The sequence below is a fragment of the Spirosoma daeguense genome (genome assembly GCF_054776875.1).
In genome coordinates this window covers 1,198,884-1,220,238 of the sequence record NZ_BAAHBF010000001.1, presented here as the reverse complement: position 1 = coordinate 1,220,238, position 21,355 = coordinate 1,198,884, and the positions used below count along the sequence as shown (strand labels likewise).

Annotated in this window: 20 protein-coding genes; 5 read left to right on the top strand and 15 right to left on the bottom strand. The window is 44.0% G+C overall.

All coding sequences use genetic code 11. The features are described from left to right. Positions 1–3 precede the first annotated feature (3 nt). The 4 genes from ACYVD4_RS04760 to ACYVD4_RS04745 are packed head-to-tail and all read right to left on the bottom strand — an operon-like array spanning position 4 to position 5,787. Positions 4–951: a hypothetical protein gene (locus ACYVD4_RS04760; RefSeq protein ID WP_460942906.1), complete on the bottom strand. Its 948-nt coding sequence runs from the start codon at positions 949–951 to the stop codon at positions 4–6. Positions 952–955: 4 nt separating this feature from the next. Continuing rightward, positions 956–2,104 carry an AAA family ATPase gene (locus ACYVD4_RS04755; RefSeq protein WP_460942904.1) on the bottom strand — a complete coding sequence of 383 codons (1,149 nt, stop codon included), beginning with the start codon at positions 2,102–2,104 and terminating at the stop codon, positions 956–958. A gap of 12 nt (positions 2,105–2,116) precedes the next feature. Further along, positions 2,117–3,577, bottom strand: coding sequence for a restriction endonuclease subunit S (locus tag ACYVD4_RS04750; protein WP_460942902.1), 1,461 nt, complete (start codon positions 3,575–3,577; stop codon positions 2,117–2,119). Between the two features lie 14 nt (positions 3,578–3,591). Beyond that, positions 3,592–5,787 (bottom strand): type I restriction enzyme HsdR N-terminal domain-containing protein, encoded by a 2,196-nt coding sequence (locus ACYVD4_RS04745; protein ID WP_460942900.1) that lies wholly within the window; start codon positions 5,785–5,787, stop codon positions 3,592–3,594. Positions 5,788–5,946: 159 nt separating this feature from the next. Here ACYVD4_RS04745 and ACYVD4_RS04740 point away from each other — a divergent pair, with 159 nt between their 5' ends. Then, the gene (locus ACYVD4_RS04740; protein ID WP_460942898.1) at positions 5,947–6,393 is read left to right on the top strand and encodes a DinB family protein; all 447 of its coding nucleotides are present in this window, start codon (positions 5,947–5,949) and stop codon (positions 6,391–6,393) included. Here the strand turns inward: ACYVD4_RS04740 and ACYVD4_RS04735 are convergent. The 11 genes from ACYVD4_RS04735 to ACYVD4_RS04685 form a co-directional block, all read right to left on the bottom strand. Continuing rightward, on the bottom strand, positions 6,362–7,759 hold the full coding sequence (locus tag ACYVD4_RS04735) for a high affinity choline transporter 1 (RefSeq protein WP_460942896.1): 1,398 nt from the start codon (positions 7,757–7,759) through the stop codon (positions 6,362–6,364). The two genes, ACYVD4_RS04740 and ACYVD4_RS04735, sit on opposite strands and share 32 nt — an antisense overlap. 109 nt (positions 7,760–7,868) lie before the next feature. After that, positions 7,869–8,723, bottom strand: a complete 855-nt coding sequence (locus tag ACYVD4_RS04730; protein ID WP_460942894.1) for an inositol oxygenase family protein — start codon at positions 8,721–8,723, stop codon at positions 7,869–7,871. A gap of 84 nt (positions 8,724–8,807) precedes the next feature. Continuing rightward, entirely contained in the window at positions 8,808–9,893 is a 1,086-nt protein-coding gene (locus tag ACYVD4_RS04725; RefSeq protein WP_460942892.1) for a serine hydrolase domain-containing protein, read from the bottom strand. 6 nt (positions 9,894–9,899) lie between these two features. Then, positions 9,900–11,537, bottom strand: a complete 1,638-nt coding sequence (locus tag ACYVD4_RS04720) for a sodium/sugar symporter (RefSeq protein WP_460942890.1) — start codon at positions 11,535–11,537, stop codon at positions 9,900–9,902. A gap of 129 nt (positions 11,538–11,666) precedes the next feature. Continuing rightward, positions 11,667–13,010, bottom strand: a complete 1,344-nt coding sequence (gene accC, locus ACYVD4_RS04715; protein WP_460942888.1) for an acetyl-CoA carboxylase biotin carboxylase subunit — start codon at positions 13,008–13,010, stop codon at positions 11,667–11,669. A 97-nt stretch (positions 13,011–13,107) separates the two neighbouring features. Continuing rightward, positions 13,108–13,587 (bottom strand): acetyl-CoA carboxylase biotin carboxyl carrier protein, encoded by a 480-nt coding sequence (gene accB / locus ACYVD4_RS04710; RefSeq protein ID WP_460942886.1) that lies wholly within the window; start codon positions 13,585–13,587, stop codon positions 13,108–13,110. 85 nt (positions 13,588–13,672) lie between these two features. Beyond that, entirely contained in the window at positions 13,673–14,236 is a 564-nt protein-coding gene (gene efp, locus ACYVD4_RS04705) for an elongation factor P (protein WP_460942884.1), read from the bottom strand. A gap of 88 nt (positions 14,237–14,324) precedes the next feature. Then, positions 14,325–15,308, bottom strand: a complete 984-nt coding sequence (locus ACYVD4_RS04700; RefSeq protein ID WP_460942882.1) for a beta-ketoacyl-ACP synthase III — start codon at positions 15,306–15,308, stop codon at positions 14,325–14,327. Positions 15,309–15,383: 75 nt separating this feature from the next. Beyond that, positions 15,384–16,325 carry a phosphate acyltransferase PlsX gene (gene plsX, locus ACYVD4_RS04695; RefSeq protein ID WP_460942880.1) on the bottom strand — a complete coding sequence of 314 codons (942 nt, stop codon included), beginning with the start codon at positions 16,323–16,325 and terminating at the stop codon, positions 15,384–15,386. A gap of 147 nt (positions 16,326–16,472) precedes the next feature. Continuing rightward, on the bottom strand, positions 16,473–16,667 hold the full coding sequence (gene rpmF, locus ACYVD4_RS04690; protein WP_157587039.1) for a 50S ribosomal protein L32: 195 nt from the start codon (positions 16,665–16,667) through the stop codon (positions 16,473–16,475). A 102-nt stretch (positions 16,668–16,769) separates the two neighbouring features. Further along, a complete protein-coding gene (locus tag ACYVD4_RS04685; RefSeq protein ID WP_460942877.1) occupies positions 16,770–17,318 on the bottom strand; it encodes a YceD family protein in 549 nt (182 codons plus the stop codon). Positions 17,319–17,376: 58 nt separating this feature from the next. On the opposite strand from ACYVD4_RS04685, the gene ACYVD4_RS04680 reads away from it, so the two are divergent. The 4 genes from ACYVD4_RS04680 (at position 17,377) to ACYVD4_RS04665 (ending at position 21,353) form a co-directional block, all read left to right on the top strand. Next, positions 17,377–18,351 (top strand): EamA family transporter, encoded by a 975-nt coding sequence (locus ACYVD4_RS04680; RefSeq protein WP_460942875.1) that lies wholly within the window; start codon positions 17,377–17,379, stop codon positions 18,349–18,351. Next, a complete protein-coding gene (locus tag ACYVD4_RS04675; RefSeq protein WP_460942873.1) occupies positions 18,344–18,616 on the top strand; it encodes a hypothetical protein in 273 nt (90 codons plus the stop codon). Before ACYVD4_RS04680 ends, ACYVD4_RS04675 begins: the two co-directional genes overlap by 8 nt. A 184-nt stretch (positions 18,617–18,800) precedes the next feature. Then, positions 18,801–20,318 carry a S41 family peptidase gene (locus tag ACYVD4_RS04670; RefSeq protein ID WP_460942871.1) on the top strand — a complete coding sequence of 506 codons (1,518 nt, stop codon included), beginning with the start codon at positions 18,801–18,803 and terminating at the stop codon, positions 20,316–20,318. 48 nt (positions 20,319–20,366) lie between these two features. Beyond that, positions 20,367–21,353 carry an FAD:protein FMN transferase gene (locus tag ACYVD4_RS04665; protein WP_460942869.1) on the top strand — a complete coding sequence of 329 codons (987 nt, stop codon included), beginning with the start codon at positions 20,367–20,369 and terminating at the stop codon, positions 21,351–21,353. Positions 21,354–21,355: the final 2 nt, after the last annotated feature.

The window sequence follows — 21,355 nt, the reverse complement described above, 5'->3', positions numbered from 1 at the left end:
GAATTAAATTTTTAAGGAGCGATTACTGATGGCGGGTTTAAATCTTCTCCCATCAAATGAAAGTGATCCTAAGTGATTATTCCCCTTTTGATTCTTATGGATTTCAAACTCACCGTGTTGTGTGTCTACAGAGACAATAAAATCGGAGTTCGGAATTGTATAAATTGTTCGATTAGAGTTTTGGTTTTTTAAACCGCCTGTAGCTGGCTGCCATCTTTGGACATTAGCAATTTTTTCTGCTATTACGTTGATGGACGCTACTCTTTCTCCTTCATTAAGCTGTGATAACTCGTTGTAAAATGATGGCCAACTTTCAACATGCAGACTATATAATCCAATAAGTGAAAGTATAGTCTGTATTTTGGTCGTGCTATCGAACTTAAGATGATGGTTCTGCCAATTAAACAGATTAGCTAACAGGTTTAAATGACAATCTAAGATATGTTGTTTCTGGCTGGCGTGTGAAATTGGCTCTGAACTTGAAACTATTGTATGAGTGGCATCAAGCCGATTAATTTGTGCGGTATAATGACACTTGTCCCAAATAGGATCACTACCAAAACTGATAGCTAATGCATTTTTTAAATAAGCTGCTGCTAGACCTGTAACTCCTTGCTCTTCCCCTGCAAATTCTAGCGACGTATATTCAAACTCACTTCGTTGCGGGTCATCTTCAGATATACACGGAGAACTGAACAAACTAATCAAAAGCACATATTCTTTATCAAGTGGTTCGTAGTGTTCATGCACGAACTCATATATCGTTTGCGATGGCCTTATTTGCAATATTCCAAATTCATCATTGCGCCTAAAGGTGAATTGATCATCGCTAATAGATTCAACTACTTTTTGTAACAATTGAAGTAAATCGGCCAACACTTCAATCCAGTAATGAGCTTCAGCGTCAGATGAAGCAGGGCGCACCGATAATTCGTTAAAAAATACTTCCATTTAGCTAGAAAAGCTTAGCCATAGAACTAACCCACTGATCGAAAAAGCCTTTCGGAAGCTGAGCTGTAGTGCCGTTTTGAGTTTGACGATGGAGTTTACCTTTAGTATCTATTACGATGGGTGTAACTTGTGATGCATTATCTTCATCATCCCGCTTAAAATAGAAAGCAACAGCTTTATTGTGGTCAATTACCCCTTCTTTGACGGCTATTCGTAAACCGTTCAAAATATGATCGCTATGGGTTTCTATAAACAGTTGTGCTCCACTTTGAGCACAACCAGCCAATAGTCGTCCCAGTTCCACCTGCCCGCGTGGGTGAATGTGGGATTCGGGGTTTTCAATCAGAATAAGCTTATCAGCTTGTGCCGCCGATAGTAGCGATACAATGATTGGTAATACGTAAGTAAGACCAAATCCTACATTTTTTGGCTTTATTGGCGTGGTTTTTCCATTCCGAGTGCCGAATTGGAAGCTTAGACGAACTTCTTCATTAGAAATTTCTTCGGTAATAATCTGCACATCGGGAGCAATTTCGCTCATCCAAGCATCTACCTGATGAATAAGCAATTCTGATTTGGCGTGCGGATGTTGCAGAGCGGGGTCTGTAACACGTTGCCAGTTGCCATACTGATTTAGAAAATGTACGGCATACTCACCGGCTGTACCAATACTTAATTGATTTTCAATTACATCAATATTTTTGGCATAGCTATTCTGTGGACTCGTCCGCTCAGCTTTCAGATACTGGAAAGCCGTTCCAGAAAAGATGGAACACGTAGCGAGTGCTTCTTTTGTATAGCGCTCAGGGGCGATTAATACGTTTGTGTCTGATTCAGCGATTGGATCGCAGAAAAAATGCCAGTCTAATCGCGACTCATGATCAATTTCCAAATCGATGTTAATCTCCTTTTCAATACCCCATTGATAATACACATCCTGTGCTACGCCCGCATCGAATAAGTCATTACTTTCATTTTTAAGCAATAGCCGTCCTTGCCTAATTTCGCTTGCACTTTGTCGAAGAAGCAAAAGTGTCTGAATCAACGAGCTTTTGCCCGACCCGTTTAGGCCCGTAAGTAGATTCAGGTTACGGGTTTCTAACTGGACGTTTTTCAGCGATTTGAAATTGGTAATCTGGACGGACGTAATCATGCGTTTGATTGGTTAATATTCTTGCGAGTCAATTAGTGCCATTGCCTGTTCTTCACCTTCTTCAATAGCAATTTCAATGGCGCGTTTGGCAAGGTCTAAGAGGTATTTTGATTTATCAGCCGTTTGGCGGGCTTCGTTTACAACTGTTTTTATTTGCTCTCCAAGAGCATTAGAATTTGTATAAATTGGAATTAGTAGATTTTCTAAATTACCTAATCCAAGAAATGGATTTATTTGACCTGTACTTATACGTTCAGTAAGTAATTTACCAATCGGCGAATTTATAAAACCTGCTACGTAGTGGGGATGAATACCAGGCATTAACTGTAACAATGCTACGTCTTGGTTGATATTAAAGAAACCTACGTTTTCTTCGTCGACAACAGCAGCATTGCCAACTCTTCCTTTAATCGTTACTAATACGTCATTTTTTTTGAAAGCGGTCTTTCTAAATTTTAAATGTTGCTCTAACGTAATACGCTTATCAGAATCGTAATTAATTCTGAAATCAAATACGTGTTCGGCTGTAAGGAATGGAACTTCGCCTATACTAAGATCATGGTGTAAAGGAGTTTGTCCATTGGTCAAAAATTGTAAAATATCTTTTAGCCGAACGATCTGTTCTGGATTTGATCGCTCAATAATCTCATAAATAGCATCATACTTCGTCTGATAAAACTCAGAATCCAGACGTCCTGACGACAAAAACGAGTTGGCAAATGATTTTACGTTAGCATTTACCGTTTGTGAAGGCGCTTGTAGTTCGGCTAACGTAGCGGCATCCAAGCCTAAAGAATCTAGGAGCAAGTTTTCGGCGCGGATGTATGCAACTTTGCTTCCCTCCTGTGTTTGGGTGGCTAGCTCGTAAAGAGAGGATAGTTTTCGCTTAAATAGCTCGCTAAAGCGAAAAATATCTAGATTCCGTACTAATGTTATGGTTAAGTGTGGTTGTACAGATTGTGAACTTGACCTCACTAACTGTTTATATGCAAAGTCAGAGCGGAAGAATAAATACAATGACACATATTCATGCTCTGGTAAAACAGATGAATTTATAAAAATAAGGTCTCTGCTTACGCAAGCATCCTGCGTTATTAAACCAGCATTACCAATAGTTCCTCCTTTAGTTAGAACAATATCGCCTTTCTTTACGCTCTTGAGAGTAGGAAAATCAGGAAGAATTGACTGTGGAATTTTAACACACCCTCCAAAATCAACGTATTGCTTTACATCCCCTACTCTGAGAAAAGGATAGTTACCTGTGTTATAATAAGGTTCAAGAGCGGGATAAAATGCACTTCCATCTACCACTAACTTTAGATTATCAAACTTGATAAATTCATCGCTTCTCTGTTCAATCAATTGTGCAATACGTAAGTAATCTTTCGCATAAAAATCACTATCAAATCTCAGAGTTTCAGCACTTTTCAAGACCTCTCCTAAACTTAATTCTGATATCTCCAGCCCTTCCAATAAACGTGAGTACGTTATTTCATTGAAAGGGCTACTTCCTTTCCCAGCCAGAACGGGAGTTTTTCTTTTTTGGCAAACTCAATAAATGCTTCTGCAATGCCATCTGAAGTTAAGCCATCGTGGTTAAAAAGGTCATGTTTTACAATTAAATGACCGTGTTCGTCAAGCAGTGGGCCGTCGCCGTCGGGTTTGCTTAGATAGACTTTGTCGCCACTGTTGTCTTTGCTGGGTTCCTGCATCGTAGCAAAGAAAATCGGATAATCTTCTAGGCGGGGGCAGAGTACGCCCGCCTGTGGGTCGTCGTTCCACTTTTGCAGAAACAGTACGCTGGTTTTGGTGCCGGTATGCGGTTTAAACACGTTGCCGTGCAAGCCTACTACGGCCAGAATGCGGCAACGATCGGCAATGTACTCGCGCAGAAACTTATCGCTACTGTTGTTGAATCGGCCCTGTGGCAAAACAACGGCCATACGTCCGCCGGGTTTCAGAAAATCGAGATTCCGCTCGATAAATAGCACATCGCGTCCCATCGAGGTATTCTGGTTCAATTTTACCTTGCGGAATGAACCATCGGCCATCTGAATAACTTCCTCGCCTTTAATGCCCAGAAAATCGGGGAACGCTGGGTCTTTACCACCAAAAACCTTGTCGACAAAGACGGGTGTATGTTTGAGTTTATCAAACACTACTTTCTTGCCGAGGTCGTATTTAGTCAGCATTTGCGTTTCCTTAATATCGCCCGCAAATGGTGGGTTTGCCATCAATACGTCGAAATTAAACGCCTTGTTGCTGTTGCTGTCGCGTCGTAGTTTTTTGAGTCGTTTCCAGCCTTCGTAATACGTATCAATCCAGGCCTGGTCATCGTCAGTACGTTCTTTCCATCGGCCCCAGTCTAGCGTATTAAGGTGCAGTACGTTGGTTTGTCCATCACCTGCAATCAGGTTCAGCGTGCGTCCTACCCGAACGGCTCTCTCATCGAAATCAATAGCAAAAACTCGTTCTTTCACGTAGTCTTCGCAGCGGGCAGGCTTTTTATCCGTCGTGAAAAGATGACTTTTGGGAATACCTTCCTCTTCCAGAATCTGATTCCAGACATGGAAAATGGTATGCACAGGGAAACCACAACTCCCAGCCGCCGTGTCGATAATGTACTCATGCTCTTGCGGGTTAAGCATTTTCACGCACATGTCAATCACGTAGCGTGGAGTGAAATATTGGCCTTTATCGCCCTTGCTTGTTTTATTAATGAGGTACTCGAAAGCCTCATCTACTACGTCGAGGTTTGAGTTAAATAGCTTAACCCCTTCGAGCGTTGCTACGCAAATAGCTAAGTGCGAAGGAGTTAATTCGAGCTTATCGCCTACAGGAAACACACCTTCCCAACGGTTGCGGGCCCGTTCGAAGAGTTTCTCAATTTTGGTTTTTAAATCTGTATCAGTTTCGCCATAATTCCGAAATTCTAGAAATCGCCGGGCATTACGTCCACTTTCCAGCTCATCATAAAGTTTGGTAAATATGAGCTTGAAAAGCTCTTCAAATACGTCCACCCCGGCATTCGCCAACACCTCATCTTCCATTTCCAGAATCAGGTCTTTTAATGACCTACCCTCGTTTACAAGCTTATCATGCTTAACGAGATCGGCCATTGTCCAGCGTTCTGTCAGAATATCCGTTAGCGACTGGTTAGCATTTGGAATGTCTGGTATTGGCTCAAAATAGTTCGGGTCTTTGCGGTGATAATAGGATATTTGACCACCATTCGTCCAGACGCCAATGGGCGCACCTGTAGCGTTGCAGTATGATTTAAGCTGTTCTTTTCCGTCTTTGAATTTTGGCTTTTTGAGTTCAATGATAATAAACGGCGTATCAATACGCTCCCGCTGCGAAATAACAATATCCGCCCGGCGTTTATCAGAGCCAAACGTAACAGGATACTCTAACTGAATTCGGTCTTTAGGGTAACTATAGTCTTTCGTAAGTACTAGCAAGAATAGTTGCCGAACTATCTCTTCAGGTGTTAAAACAATTTCTTTCTGGCGAATTAGGCAGGACGTCTTGTAAGAAATTTTCCCTGTTTTCCCTTCATGTTCAGTGATTTTGCTTTCAAGAATGTCAATATATTCAGGTTTAAACCAGTCGTCTTTATATCCAGACTCTTTTAAGATCTGGGGAATTTTACGCGTAAATGTCGGAGTATCGGATAATAGCATAAAAGCAAAATTAAGGGAATGACGGCTCGAAGGTTCGTATTATGATAAAGAAAATTGCGTATTTGCCGTACTTCAGTCATAAACAGGCTTTAGCCATTATATAAAATTCATTCTCAATAAAATTTATAAAGATATTCAACGTATTCATAGCAATTAATTATGCTGATAGACGTAGTGAACACGCTATTTCAACGCGATCTTGAGAAGTTGAAAGCGGAAATCAGTCTTTACAAAGACGAGCAGAAAATCTGGTACGTTGAGAAAAACATTGCCAATTCGGCGGGAAACTTATGCCTGCATCTGGTCGGTAATCTGAACACATACATTGGCGGAGAGTTTGGCAAAACGGGTTACGTTCGCCACCGTGATCTTGAATTTTCGCTCAAAAATATTCCACGAGCAGAGTTATTAACCAAAATAGACGAAACGAAAGCTGCTGTGGCAAAAGGTCTGGCGAACGTAACAGAAGAACAATTGAATGAAGAATATCCGATGCTGGTTTTCGATAAACCGACGTCGACAGGTTATTTCCTAACGCATTTAACCACCCACTTAACGTATCACCTTGGTCAGATTAATTACCACCGTCGGTTGCTGGATACGTAGCGGACGAACTGAGTAAACTTCCGGCTATCATCCCAATCAGGCTCGCTAACAAACCCCATAAAAGGGCTGGGTAGTCTGTTTTCAGCCACAGACAAACGATCCACACCCCGAAGCCAATAGCCATCGACCATAGACAACCCGTCATATTGGCCCGTTTCCAGTAAATACCGGTTGCCAGAGGCACGAAAAGCGAAACCAGACTGAAAGCCGATGATTCGCCTACCAGATCGAAAATATTGGTGTCACGAGTGGTGCTCATCAGTACGCACACAACTGTAATCACAACTACGGCCCAACGTATCGTTTTTAGCAGGTCTTTGTCGCTAATATCAGGTCGGAAAAATTTCATTACGTTCTCGCCAAAAACAGTCGATGGAGCCAAAATTGCCCCGCTCGATACGCTTAGAATTGCCGACGTAACAGCGCCAAAAAACAGGATTTGCAGAAACAGTCCCCCATGTTGCATCACCATATTTGGAATAATGAGCTGATTATCTTTGGGTAAATCGGGGTGAAGCAATTTCGCGCTTAGTGCAATAAACAGCGGCAACATGGCGATGGTCAGGTACATGCCCGACGCTAAATAAGACGCCCGCACCGAAATGGTTTCGCTTTTGGCCGACATAACCCGCTGAAATACGTCCTGTTGCGGAATAGAACCTAGTCCAATCGTAATCCAGGCGGCAATATATTCAAGCCAGTCTTTGCTCGTATTATGGGGTAGAAGTCGGAAAAAACCATCCGGTGTTCGCTGTTTAATCACCTGCCAGCCGCCAACGTCATTCCAGAGCAAAACGGCTAACACGGCAAGAGCGATAATGATGATGAGATTATGAAAAAAATCGGTTACTGAAATCGACCACATCCCTCCCATCAGCGTGTAAATCATCACAATAGCCGCACTGCCAATAACGCAGTATTCACGCGGAATGTCGGTTACAACGCTCAGAACAATGCCAATAGCCACAAGTTGAGCCGCAATCCAACTAAAGTAAGACGGAATCACCATCAGCGCGGATAGTAATTCAGCCGAACGCCCAAATCGAATTCGAAAATAATCGCAGAACGTAGTGATATTGAGTTTGTAGAGCGGTCGGGCGAAGAAAGCGCCTACCAGAAAAAGGCATAAGGCCGAACCAAATGGTTCTTCAATTACGGCTAGAAACCCACCTTCAACAAACATGGCCGGTGCGCCCATAATGGTTTCGGAGCCAAACCAGGTGGCGAACGTAACAGATGCCGCCAGAAAAAGCGGCAATCCGCGCCCGGCTAGCACAAAATCCTGCGATGTAGTTACTTTACGAGCGGCCCAGACACCAACTGCTACGTTCGATAGAAGATAAACGGCGATACAAAAGAGGAGCATAAGGATACGTAGTACAACCAAAACTACATAATCCAGCAATAAAAATTCCGTAAGTAGCTGAAAGAAAAACAACTACTTACGGAACGTTACGTATCTTATCGAGAAACCGTTACAGTTTCAACGTAGCAGGCAGATATTTGGCAATCAACTCTTCGTAATAAGGCTTCAGTTCGCTTACAACCGGTGGTTTAGGGCTCTTCGAGTACAGATCATATGGATTGAATTTCCGAACCCATTTGAACATCTCATGGTCGTGCTCATCCATCAGGTGATTGTAGGCCTCTTCGCGGTGTTGCGAATAGAAGGAGTGGTACCGCATCATGTACAGCGCCGGTTCTGGCATATAAGGCTTCATGATCTGATACAGATACTCATCGTGCCCCCACGACATATGAACGTTACGTAGACCGCAGTTTGGCTCGTAAACACCATATTTTGTGTTATAACGCTCGTCGTAACTATCCGGATTGTTGGCGAAGAACTCAGGATAAACAATCTTGTCGGAATGCTTACAACCTACCGGGAACGTATCCCCTACTACAGCCCATTGCGGTTCGCCAAACAGACACAGTACTTTACCCATGTCGTGCAGGAAACCTGTCAGCACAAACCAGTCTGGATGACCGTCGGCACGGATAGATTCAGCGGTTTGCAGTAAATGCTGAAGCTGATCAAGATCGGTGTCAGGGTCCGAATCATCGACCAGCGTATTCAGGAATTCCATTGCCCCCCAAACAGGTAATTCTTTCTTGTCGAACTTCAGAAACTCACGTTCTTTCTCCCGCACGAAATCGTAGGTCTGATACGTGTGATTCAGCCGGTAAAATTCCCGAACCGTGTCGCGTTCTGGCGTATCGTAGTTCCGGTAATCTTCCTTCGATTTATGTTCGGGTTGGGGATAACGGCTCAATACATCATCTTCCCATACATCAAGACTGCTAAGAGGGGCGGTTTCGCTTATCATGGTTAATAAAATTTAGGCAACAAATCTCTTAAAATTACTGCTGAAAACCAATAAGATACGACTTCGGTTCAACCAGAAAAATTGTTACTGAGTCAACGTATCCAACGCTAGTATATCGCCAAGTTCCGGGTTGTTGGCAGCCAGCAGTTTTAATACGGCGGCAGCGTTGGCTTTATTATCGGCTTTATTTGAAAAATAAGCCATTAAAAACTTTTTATCAGGAATTGATACCACAAAATTATTAAAACCGCTGGTGCTGCCTGAATGAAACAAAACGGGGCTATTAGGCTCACGAAAAAACCAGCCAGCGGTATAATAACTACCGGCCTTTGTAGGAATGGTTTGCTTCGTTCGCGCCAAAACGGTTTTAAGGTTAAGCAACGTATTGTTACGTAGTGCTTCGGTCCATTTCTGATAATCGGTTAGCGACGTATAAACACCACCATCGCCTTTAGTTGCGCTGGTCAGGCTCTGGTCAAATAAAACGAACTTAGCACCCTTTTTTCGATAACCCATTGCCCGGTTTATGATTGGTTTGCCGGACTCATAAACAACTGTTTGGGTCATTTTCAGCGGTTTGAAAATTCGCTCATTGAGGAACGCAGCAAACGAATCGCCCGATACGCGTTCGATTAGGAGAGCCAGTAAGCAATAACCGGAATTACTGTAGCGGAACTGACTTCCCGGTTCAAAATAGAGTGAATCCCGGTCTTGCAGAAGCGTTAATACGTCTTCATCCAGCAGTTGCTTTTTCTGCTTCGGATTCATCAGGGATTCGTAATCGAGAATACCCGACGAATGCGTCAATAAGTTTCGGACCTGTACTTTCCGGGCTATCTGACTATTCAGTTCCGGAAAGAAACGTATTAATGGGTCATCGAGCGACAGTTTGCCTTCTTTTTCGAGCAATAGAATTCCCATGGCCGTAAACTGCTTCGTTACCGAGGCCATGCGAAAATTCGTTTCTGCATTGATGTTTTTCTTTGTTGCTACGTTCGCCAAGCCGTATCCATTTTTGTAAACGATCCTACCGTCTATTTCAACCAATAAAGCCGCTCCGGGCTGTGTTGCTTGCGTAGTGGTCTGCATTAATGAATCAAGCTTCACCTGCAATTGTGCGACGGCCTCAGTCGATAGAAACAGAAGCATTGCTACGAATACTCTCGGCATAAGGAATTACCAGAAAACGGTGTACAATATTCCTAAAATACTGAAAATTATGACAGAACCAACCACAAACGAAGGTGTTACCCGAAACATACTTTTATCAACAATAATTGTATCATTCGCTTTCTGGCTGGCCGGATCGGTTAGGGATACCACTACCATAAGTACTACGTCGATGCAGAAAACCCAGGTTGTTCGGTGAAGAAATGGAATTGGGTCGGCCTCAATATTAAGGGCACTCATCAATTCAGGCCAGAATTTAAGGGCAAGTGAAAATGGAAGGGTTAAAATGGCAACGGTTAATGCCGCTCGGTTGGTGGCCCGTTTCCAGAAAAAGCCGAGTAAGAAAATGGCGAAAATACCGGGCGTAACGAAATTGGTATACTCCTGAATGTATTGATATACCTGATCAAGCGAACGTAGCATAGGTGCCAACGCCAATGCAATAGCAAACGATCCGATCACAGCCCAACGCCCTACGTTAACCAGTTTCTTTTCAGAAGCCATTGGGTCAACGTATTTCTTGTACAGATCAAGCGTGAAAATGGTTGAAATCGAATTGCATTTACTGGCCAGAGAAGCAACAATAGCAGCCGTTAGTGCGGCAAAAGCCAGCCCTTTCATACCAACTGGTAATAGATTCATTAGTACCGGGTAAGCATGGTCGGGTTTTACTACGCCCGAAGCATCGGTCATGGCATCGCGAAATGGGCCACTTTGATACAATACGTAGGCAGCAATACCCGGAATGACAACAATTAGCGGAATCATCAATTTCAGAAAAGCGGCAAAGAGAATACCGCTACGTGCCGTTTTAAGGTCTGCTCCCAGTGCGCGCTGTACGATGTACTGATTACAGCCCCAGTAATAAAGATTATTGAGCCACATACCACCCGTAACCAACGCCATGCCGGGCAATACGTCGTATTGAGGGTGACCTTTTGGGAAAAACATGTGAAAATGGCCATCGGCCTTTTGCTGAAGCGAAAGCAAGCCTTCCCAGACACTGGACGTACCGGTTTGTTGAGCTACTAGATCCAACGCGAGATACGTAACAACCAGACCACCAAAAATCAAGACAATCACCTGAATGAAATCCGTATAACCGATAACTTTCATGCCACCTAACGTAATGAAAATGGCGAACACGGCCAGTCCAATAGTACACACTGTAAATGAAATGCCCACCAGCGATTCGATAGCGATGGCACCCAGATACAAAATAGACGTCAGATTGACCAGTACGTAAACAACCAGCCAGAATATGGCCAGAATGGTGCTTACCGTATCGCTATACCGTTTCGCCAGAAACTGCGGCATGGTATAGATGTGATTTCGAAGGTAAATCGGAATGAAAAATACGGCTACAATGAGCAGAACGGCTGCCGCAAACCACTCATAAGATGATATCGCCAGCCCCATGGCGAAGCCAGAACCCGCCATCCCAATAAAATGCTCGGCTGAAATATTGGAGGCAATTAGAGACGCGCCGATTGCCCACCACGTTAGCGAACCTTCGGCCAGAAAGAAATCGGTTGTGTTAATCTCTTTATTGCGTCTGCGCTGATAAACCCAGTAACCGTAACCAACAACAATAACGAAATAGACAAGGAAAACCAGATAGTCAGCAGTAGCGAGGTGATTCATTCGAATAGCTAAAATAAAAACGAGGTATCTCAGCACTAAAGCAAGATACCTCGTTTTTTCTAACCAAATGAATGCCCGTTTGATTATAGTTATTTATACCTAGTATGGCTTACTGCCCATGACGGAGCCTTACAGCTTACTGAAGTCGAAGCCTTCCAGAAAGGCTGTTGTGAACTGGCCCGATTTGAATTTCGGATCATCCATCAACTTGATATGGAACGGAATGGTTGTTTTAATACCCTCAATCACAAACTCCTGCAGAGCACGTTTCATACGTGTAATTACTTCCTCCCGAGATTGCCCGGAAACAATCAGTTTCGCAATCATAGAGTCGTAATTTGGTGGAATCGTGTAGCCTGTATAAACGTGGCTATCAATCCGAACACCATGTCCACCGGGGAAGTGTAGATTGGTAATTTTACCCGGCGATGGGCGGAAGCCATTGGCTGGATCTTCGGCATTAATCCGACACTCCATGGCATAGAGTTTCGGGGTGTAGTTTCGGCCAGAAATTTCGGTACCTGCCGCCACTTTTATCTGTTCCTTAATCAGATCGAAGTCGGTTACTTCTTCCGTAATTGGGTGCTCAACCTGAATCCGGGTGTTCATTTCCATGAAATAAAACTTCCCGTGTTTATCCACTAAAAACTCAACAGTTCCAGCACCTTCATACCCAATGGCTTGAGCACCTTTAATGGCGGCCTCCCCCATTTGCTGACGAAGCTCGTCTGAAACAATAGGCGATGGCGTTTCCTCAACCAATTTCTGGTGACGACGCTGGATCGAACAATCACGCTCAGAGAGGTGGCAAACTTTACCGTATTGATCGCCAACTATCTGAATCTCGATATGGCGCGGCTCTTCCACAAATTTTTCGAGATAAAGACCATCGTTACCAAACGCAGCACCTGCTTCTGTACGGGCGTCGTTCCACGCCTTTTCAAAATCGGCTTCCGTACGTACAATCCGCATTCCACGACCACCACCACCGGCAGTTGCCTTCACAATAACCGGATAGCCCATTTCGGCCGATAGTATTTTGCCCTGTTCGACAGATTCAAGCAAACCATCAGAACCCGGAATGACAGGTACACCAGCTAATTTCATGGTCGCTTTAGCCGTCGCCTTATCGCCCATACCATTGATCTGCTCAGCCGTAGCACCAATAAATTTTATACCGTAATCAGCGCAAATTTGCGAGAATTCAGCATTTTCAGACAAGAAACCGTAGCCGGGGTGAATAGCATCGGCACCCGTCACTTCAGCTGCTGAAATAATGCTTGGAATACTCAGATAGGATTGACGGCTCGCGGGCGGACCAATGCAAACAGCTTCATCGGCAAAACGCACGTGTAAGCTATCACGGTCGGCAGTTGAATACACGGCTACCGTTTTTATACCCATTTCGCGGCAGGTGCGAATAATTCGCAACGCAATCTCACCACGATTTGCGATTAAGATCTTTTTGAACATAATGAGCGAAAGAGCGAAAGAGCGAAAGAGCGAAATTTGTGCGCCAACCCACTACGGTATAGCGCTCTTTCGCTCTTTCACCCTTTCGCTCTTTATTTTAAATGGGTTCTACCAAAAACAGAGGTTGATCGTACTCAACGGGCGTAGCGTTTTCGACCAGAACTTTTACGATACGTCCAGAAACTTCTGATTCTATTTCGTTGAAAAGCTTCATAGCTTCGACAATGCAAACCACTTTTCCTTCGGTTACATTATCGCCAACTTCAACAAACGAAGGCGTCTCAGGGTTGGATGACCGATAGAACGTACCAATCATCGGCGATTTAATAGTCAGGTAGTTCGACGTATCGGCTTTAGGCGCAGTGGGTGTAGTAGCCGCAGGTGTTGCTACAGGAGCTGTTGGCTGAGGAACAGCTACGGGAGCCTGCGCTACTGGTGCTACAGGGACTGGGACCACTGGAGTGCCTGAACCATAACGCTTAACGCTGATTTTCAGGTCGTTCGTTTCGATGTTAACTTCGTCTAAACCCGATTGAGAGATGAAGTCGATAAGTTGCTGTATGTCTTTTGTCGTCATATTCTTTAGTCACACAGTTAATTAGTGTAGGTTAGGAAAGAGGTTTACTTTCTAACTGTATTGACGAATAACTGTTTAAGGATCGTTATTTCACTCGTTCAACATAATCGCGTGTGCGCGTATCGACCCGGATTTTCTGGCCCGATTCGATAAACAACGGAACCATAATTTTAGCCCCCGATTCTACTTCTACCCGTTTTTTAGGACTGTTGGCCGTATCGCCTTTTATACCTGGTTCGGCATAAGTAACTTCAAGCTCAACAAAAGGAGGAAGTTCGCAGGATAACGGCGTATCGTTTTCTGCGTTCATCATAATTTCAACTTCCTGACCTTCTTTCATCAGATCAGCGCTTTCAACGATTTTTTCGTCGATGTTGATTTGATCAAATGTTTCCTGATCCATAAAGTTAAACCCAGATTCATCTTTATAGAGGTACTGGAATTTCCGGCGTTCTACACGCACAGGAAAAATGCTAACGCCTGAGTTAAAGGTATTGTCAATAACTCGGCCAGTGGTCAGGCTTTTTAATTTAGTACGTACAAAGGCTGCGCCTTTACCCGGCTTTACGTGTTGGAACTCCGTGATTTGGAAAAGGTCGTTGTTGAAGTTGATAACCAGCCCGTTGCGGATATCTGCGGTTGTTGCCATGTTTAAGATATATGATGTAAAGTGTATGATATATGAACTGCTACGTGAGAAAATCCCATATATGCTGTTTCATGCATCATATATAAAATTAATATGCCCATTTTACATAAGCTGCTCCCCACGTAAAACCTCCACCAAAAGCAGCCAGTACTAAATTATCTCCTTTTTTTAGCTGTGATTCGTAATCGAACAGACAGAGCGGAATGGTGGCTGCTGTAGTGTTGCCGTATTTATGGATATTCAGCATGACTTTATTTGAGTCGATACCCATCCGGTGGGCCGTAGCGTCGATAATACGTTTATTCGCCTGATGCGGTACTAACCAAGCTACATCGTCGCCAGTCAGGTGGTTACGCTCCATAATTTCAGCTGATACGTCGGCCATATTCTTAACGGCAAATTTAAATACCGATGGTCCATCCTGATAGACGTAGTGCCACCGTTTTTCAACCGTTTCGTGGGTGGGTGGGTATCTACTACCGCCAGCCTTCTGAAATAAATGAGTCTGACCGGCTCCATCCGATTTGATAATCGAATCCAGAACTCCGAAACCTTCATCGTTTGGTTCGAGCATAACAGCCCCGGCACCATCACCAAAAAGAATACAGGTCGTTCGGTCACTGTAATCTGTAATAGCCGACATTTTATCGGCTCCGACAACAATAACCTTCTTATAATTTCCTGCTTCAATAAACTGCCTACCAATCGTTAAAGCATATAAAAAGCCTGAACAGGCGGCCTGAATGTCGAAACTTCCCACATTACGTATTCCAACCATATCACAGATAAGGTTAGCCGTGCAAGGGAACACATAGTCAGGAGTGGTGGTGGCACAGATTAATAAATCAACTTCTTCTGGCTTCGTATTTAACTTCTCAAGGAGGCCTGCCACTGCCTTTGCGCCCATATGAGACGTTCCAAGACCTTCACCTTTCAGAATATGCCGTTCTTTAATTCCTGTGCGGCTCGTAATCCATTCATCGTTCGTATCCACCATGCGTTCCAATTCGGCATTGGTCAACACATAATCGGGAATATAACCGTGAATTCCAGTAATGGCAGCTTTACTCATAAGTTCAGATACAGCTAACAGATATCGTTAAGCAATGGCGTTCTGACAGAACGTTTGATCACCTGCCGATACGTATCAACTGAGGGCTTGTGCAATTTTAGTGTAGGCGTCAGACTCAACCTGACGGATGGCCAGACTAATCATATTTTTGATGGCTAACGGCGACGAAATACCGTGCGCAATAATCACGTTGCCATTGACACCCAAAATGGGGCTACCACCTACAGACTCATAGTTGGTTTTATCTAAAAAGTCGTCGCTAATACCGCGCTGTTTGCTGATGCCATAAAACGATTCGCCCAACTTGAACATGGTATTACCTGTAAATCCATCGGTAACGATTACATCAGCTTTACCGGCAAAGAAGTCTCCTCCTTCCATATTTCCGACAAAATTTATCCGGCGATTTTCTTTCAGAAGCTGATGGGCTGCCTGAGCAACCAGCGAACCTTTCTGTTCTTCCGAACCGATGTTCATTAGGGCAACGCGTGGCTTGTCGATACCGAAGGTGTATTGGGCATAAATAGACCCCACTTGACCAAATTGCGCGAGCATTTCTGGCTTACAATCGGCATTGGCACCAATATCGAGCATCACGGCGTGACCACCTGTAATCTGTGGAACAAAGCCTGCAATACATGGGCGCAAGATACCCTCAATAGCTTTAATGCTAAACAGAGCCCCCACGTGCATGGCACCCGTATTACCGGCACTGCAAAATGCTTGAACCTGCCCTTCTTTCAAAAGCTTAAACCCAATTCCGATGCTGGAATTGGGTTTCTGAGAAAGCGCCTTTGTGGGGTGCTCACTCATATCAATAACATCGTCGGCATTTACCAATTCAATATTGGAGGCCGTGTCGACTCCATAGGTATGAAGCAATTCCTGAACTACTGACTCCTTACCAATCAGTACAATAGTTACCTGTTCTGGCAATTCGGCAGCGGCCATCGCAACTCCTTCCACAATAGCGTCGGGAGCGAAATCGCCACCCATTGCATCAACTGCAATTTTCATTGACTCCGTTTTTTCAATACCTCCCAGCAAAACTGGATCAGTAGACTAAATATGCGTAAAAATAGGCAGGTAACGGGCAATAAAAAAGTATTTCGCGTTCATCTTCGGAAAGACATCTGCGAAATACTTATCTAAAATCGGTAAAATTTAGGCCGTTTTGGCGTAATTTTCAATGATCATTTGGCCTTTATAGAACAAATTGCCCTCGAAAACGTGGGCATGGTGCCGCTGATGAACTTCACCAGTTTGAGCGTCGGTCGAAAGCGCTACAGGCGTAGCTTTATAGTGCGTTCTGCGCTTGTCACGGCGAGTACTGGAGTGGCGTCGTTTGGGGTGTGCCATTGTTTTTAGTTATCTAGTTGTATGGTTATACAGTTGTAGCGTTAGTAGTTGAAATGGCCATAACCTTTATAACCCGACAACCTTTTAACACTACAGCTCTTTTTAATTGTTATTTAATTTCCGCAAAGCTGCCCATCGAGGGTCAATCCCCTGTTGATCATCATTGTCGTTTACTGATTCGTCGTCCGAACGATAAATAACACGTCCGTTCTGGTTTTCGCTATCTTCTTCATCGTCTTCGTTGCGGAAACGGGGATGAAGCCGTTTCATTGGAAGCGATAAGCTGATAAACTCAAAAATGTATCGTGCTACGTTGATGGTTGGCGTGTTACGTTCGATGAGTTCAATTTCGTCACTCAACTCTTCGTTGTGATCGCCAAACTTCAACAACATCGTTTGCCGAGTATCAATCGGCTCCTCATACTCATCCAGACTCCGATCGCAGGTTTGTTCAACCATACCTGTGCTATGAAAATCCAGCCGAATCATCGTTTCTGACTTATCGAGAACTAAATGCGTCTGAATGTTCCCTTTCTGGATAAGTTCCTGCTCCAATGCAGCAAAAAACGCATCTTCCGACGTAAAATCGTACTCATAGCGTTTATTGTCTAATCCAGCAATATGGATATCGTATGCGCGTAGCGGGTTCACTTTTTATCCTCTCCAAAAATAAGACCGCAAAGGTACGAAACGTTTGTGAATCAGGAAAGTGAAACCCGGAAAAAGGTTAATCGAATTATATTTTCTGGATGGACTGGCTATCTTACAGGCATTATTTAAGCGACAATATATGTTATTGACTGTTATTACGCTGACCACGTTTGCGGTATTGATACGTATTATCGCCAATCCATTAGCCAACGTATTTCAAAAACAACTTACACAACGTACCGCCGACCCGGTATTCGTAATTTCAGCTACGTATGGTTTGTTGAGCGTTGTCTGTATGCTATTCTGGCCACAGTTACGATTATATGGGTTACCAACTGAATTCTGGACTAGTATGCTCATAACGAGTGTATTAGCTATGTTCGGTAACGTTTTTCTGGTGAAGGCACTCCATATTGGCGATTTATCAGTACTTGGCCCTATTAACGCCTACAAATCTGTAGTGGGACTCTTCGTAGGAATTTTCTTACTAAACGAAATTCCTGGATGGTGGGGGTTAGCTGGTATGGGGTTGATTATAGTGGGCAGCTACGTAGTACTGGCCGATAAAGGGCAACGTAGCAGTTTAGGCTGGCATATAGTTCAGCGACCGGAAATAAAATTGAGACTGGCGGCCTTGATTTTTTCGGCAATAGACGGTGTGTTTCTGAAAAAAGCCATTCTCGTATCTTCACCAATGATTGCTTTTTTCTATTGGTGTCTGCTGGGTTTTGTTTGTACACTCGTCTGGATCTTTCTCACCATGCGTAAACAATGGCGACCGCAGATGAATCGCTTATTTTCGGAAAAACTGATATTTATGGGCCTCTGTTTATCAGTTGGTATTACACAATTGGCCAGTAACGTAGCATTGGAGGGTATGTCGGTAGGCTATGCGCTGGCATTGTTTCAGATATCAGCCTTGTTCAGCGTTCTGTTTGGCTACCAGTTTTTTCAGGAACGCGGCATTGCCCGGAAACTGGTTGGGGCTTCTATTATGGTTGCAGGTGCTGCATTAATTACGCTCTATGGATAAACAGCTTACTGAAAAACGAGTTAATAACTACCGAACCTCTAAGAACCAGTTACGTATGAGCAACTACAAACTTGTTGATAAACACGCTATAGAACATCATAACGAATATTATGAAGTCCGTTCTACACAGGAAGGCGACCAGCCGCATAGTCTGTTTTTTACGACCAACGAAGAAAATCTGGAAGATGTAGCCACCACAATTGTTGCCGAACATTTGCCCCACGTAAAACATTGGACAGTAATTCCTCATCAGAAAGACAGTTAGCCTACGGATTTTGTATTGATTATAAGCTGATTAACTTCTGGAGTTACCTTCGTCTAAGAACAATTAACAAAATTTTATAAAAGTCTTAAACCTTTTTTATTGATTATAGTTACGCCAAATTGTATCTTCACCTTACAAAAACTACCTGACTCGCAAGAGTTAGTGTATACCGTAACTTGTATCGATGAAGATTGGGGGAATTTTGGTGCTGGCGGGCTTGGTACTGGGAACAGCTCGTTCAGTTTTACATGCACAAACTATTAGCCCAGAACAGGCGCGCGCCGATTTAACTTACCTTAAACACAAGATCGATGTACTGCATCCGGGTATGGGTTATTATACACCCAAGCTACGGATGGAGCGAATGTATGATTCGCTGTATAACGGCCTGACAACTCCTGTCAATTATCTGACGTTTTATCAACACATCAGCCCCTATGTGGCTGCGCTGAAAGACGGTCACACAAATCTTAATCATCGTAAAAACTATATCGGCAAACAAACCCGGTTCATCCCGTTCTATATCCGCCCGGTAGACGATACGTATTACATAAGCCATAACGTATCGGCCGATACCAGTCTTCAGCGTGGTACGGAATTATTAACCATCAATGGACGTAACATTGCCGATCTGCATCAGGAATTGATGAATGCCGACCGTTCGGGATCTGATGGCGACAATATTACCGGACGACGACAGTGGAGCACCGTGCAATTTGCCGACTACTACGCAGCCTGGTATGGCTCTGCTGATTCAATTTCGATAACGTATCGACTTCGGGGTGATACGTTGGTGAGACAAACCCGGTTGAAATGTCCCAACCTGAACACATTCCGAAACACGATCCGACGTCGATATGGGGTTGAAATTAATCAGCCAGCCAACTTATCAGTACGTGTGGTTGATACGTTGACGCATACGGCTGTGCTACGTGTATCGTCATTTATGGGTCTGAAGAAAAAAGATCCGTTTCAATGGGCATTTAATCGCAAACTCAAGCAGGCTTTTAAGCAGATACGTGAACAGAATGTTCAGAACCTGATTGTGGATATGCAGGGAAATGGGGGCGGAATTGTGCTGAATTCAGCTCGACTGCTACGTTACTGGATGCCCAAACCGTTTCGAATTATGGCAAACGAAGAAATGAAAAAAGCGGCTCGTTCTGAATTGGTTGCGCGCTGGAATCCGTTTTCCTTTCTCAATTTTAGCCTACAATATAAATCTAATCACACCGGAGGTTTTGCCAGTCGGTCAACAAAGTATAAATATCATCCCCGCAAAAAAGACGCTTTTGCAGGAAACCTATATTTTCTGATGAATGGTGCATCGTTCTCGGCTGCTACGTCGGTAATGGCTAAAACGCTGGATGCTGGCCTTGGTACGTTTGTAGGCGAAGCCTGTGGTAGCGCATATTGGGGCGATTTCGCCGGCCATTTTAAAACCGTTACGTTGCCAAATTCGCGGATTCAGTTGAGAATGCCCCTAAAGAAGTTGACGCACGCCGTCGATGAAAATTGCGCGAATGGATTTACAGTAGAGCCCGATTTTGAGGTGAATCGCACCTTCGAAGATCTGATGAGTAACCGAGACTATACGCTGAATTATACCATTCAACTCATTCGGCAGGGCGTAGTGGCCCGCCAACCGATGCACCAACGGCCTTTGCAGGCTTCGATCGGATTGAAAGGAACGACCGATTAGAAGCCAAACCAGTGCGATCTTCCTGAAGAATTGTCTGACCTTTGTGTCATGACAAGAATTGCCCTTTTTCTGTTGATCTTACTGAGCTTTGAATCCGAGGCCCAGATTGTTCGAAAACGAACCGTTAAGTTGATGGGAAGCCGGTTCGATATTACGATTGTGGCTTCCGATTCGCTGACGGCCGAACGTAATATTGATACGGTAATTGCTGAAGTAACACGTATCGAAAATCTGATATCCGACTGGAGAGCAGAAACGCAGATTTCCCTTGTCAACAAAAACGCTGGTATTGCGCCTGTTCGGGTAGATGCCGAAGTGTTTGCCTTAACTGAAAGGGCACTTCACTTCTCAAAAATTACCAACGGTGCTTTCGACATTAGCTTTGCGGCTATGGACCGAATCTGGAAATTCGATGGCTCAATGGCCAAAATGCCCAGCCCGGAAGCGATTCGGAAATCCGTAGAAAAAGTTGGTTATCAAAATATTAAACTAGATAAGGTAAAATCGACCATATTCCTGAAGCGAAAAGGGATGAAAATTGGCTTCGGCGCGCTCGGCGAAGGTTATGCCGCCGACCGCTGTCGAGAAATGATGCTGTCGCGAGGCATCAAAGCAGGTATTGTGAATGGCTCGGGCGACATGAGCACTTGGGGAAAACAACCAGACGGCAAACCCTGGACTATCGGTATCACGAATCCACTTCATCGGGATACAATTTTCGCAATTGTGCCACTACGTCAACCGGCAGTCGTGACGTCGGGAAGTTACGAAAAGTTCGTGATGTTCAATGGCAAACGATACGCCCACATTATCAATCCAAAAACGGGCTATCCGGCCACGGGTGTTAGCAGTGTAACAGTCTTCGGCCCTAGTGCTGAAAAAGCCAATGGATTCAGTACGTCAATAATGGTATTAGGAAAAGAAAACGGGTTGAATCTGCTTAAAAAGTATCCTGACTATCAATATATCCTGATCACTGACGACGGGTACATTCTTTCATCGCCGGATTTAGACATAAAACAAAATCGGTTGTAACC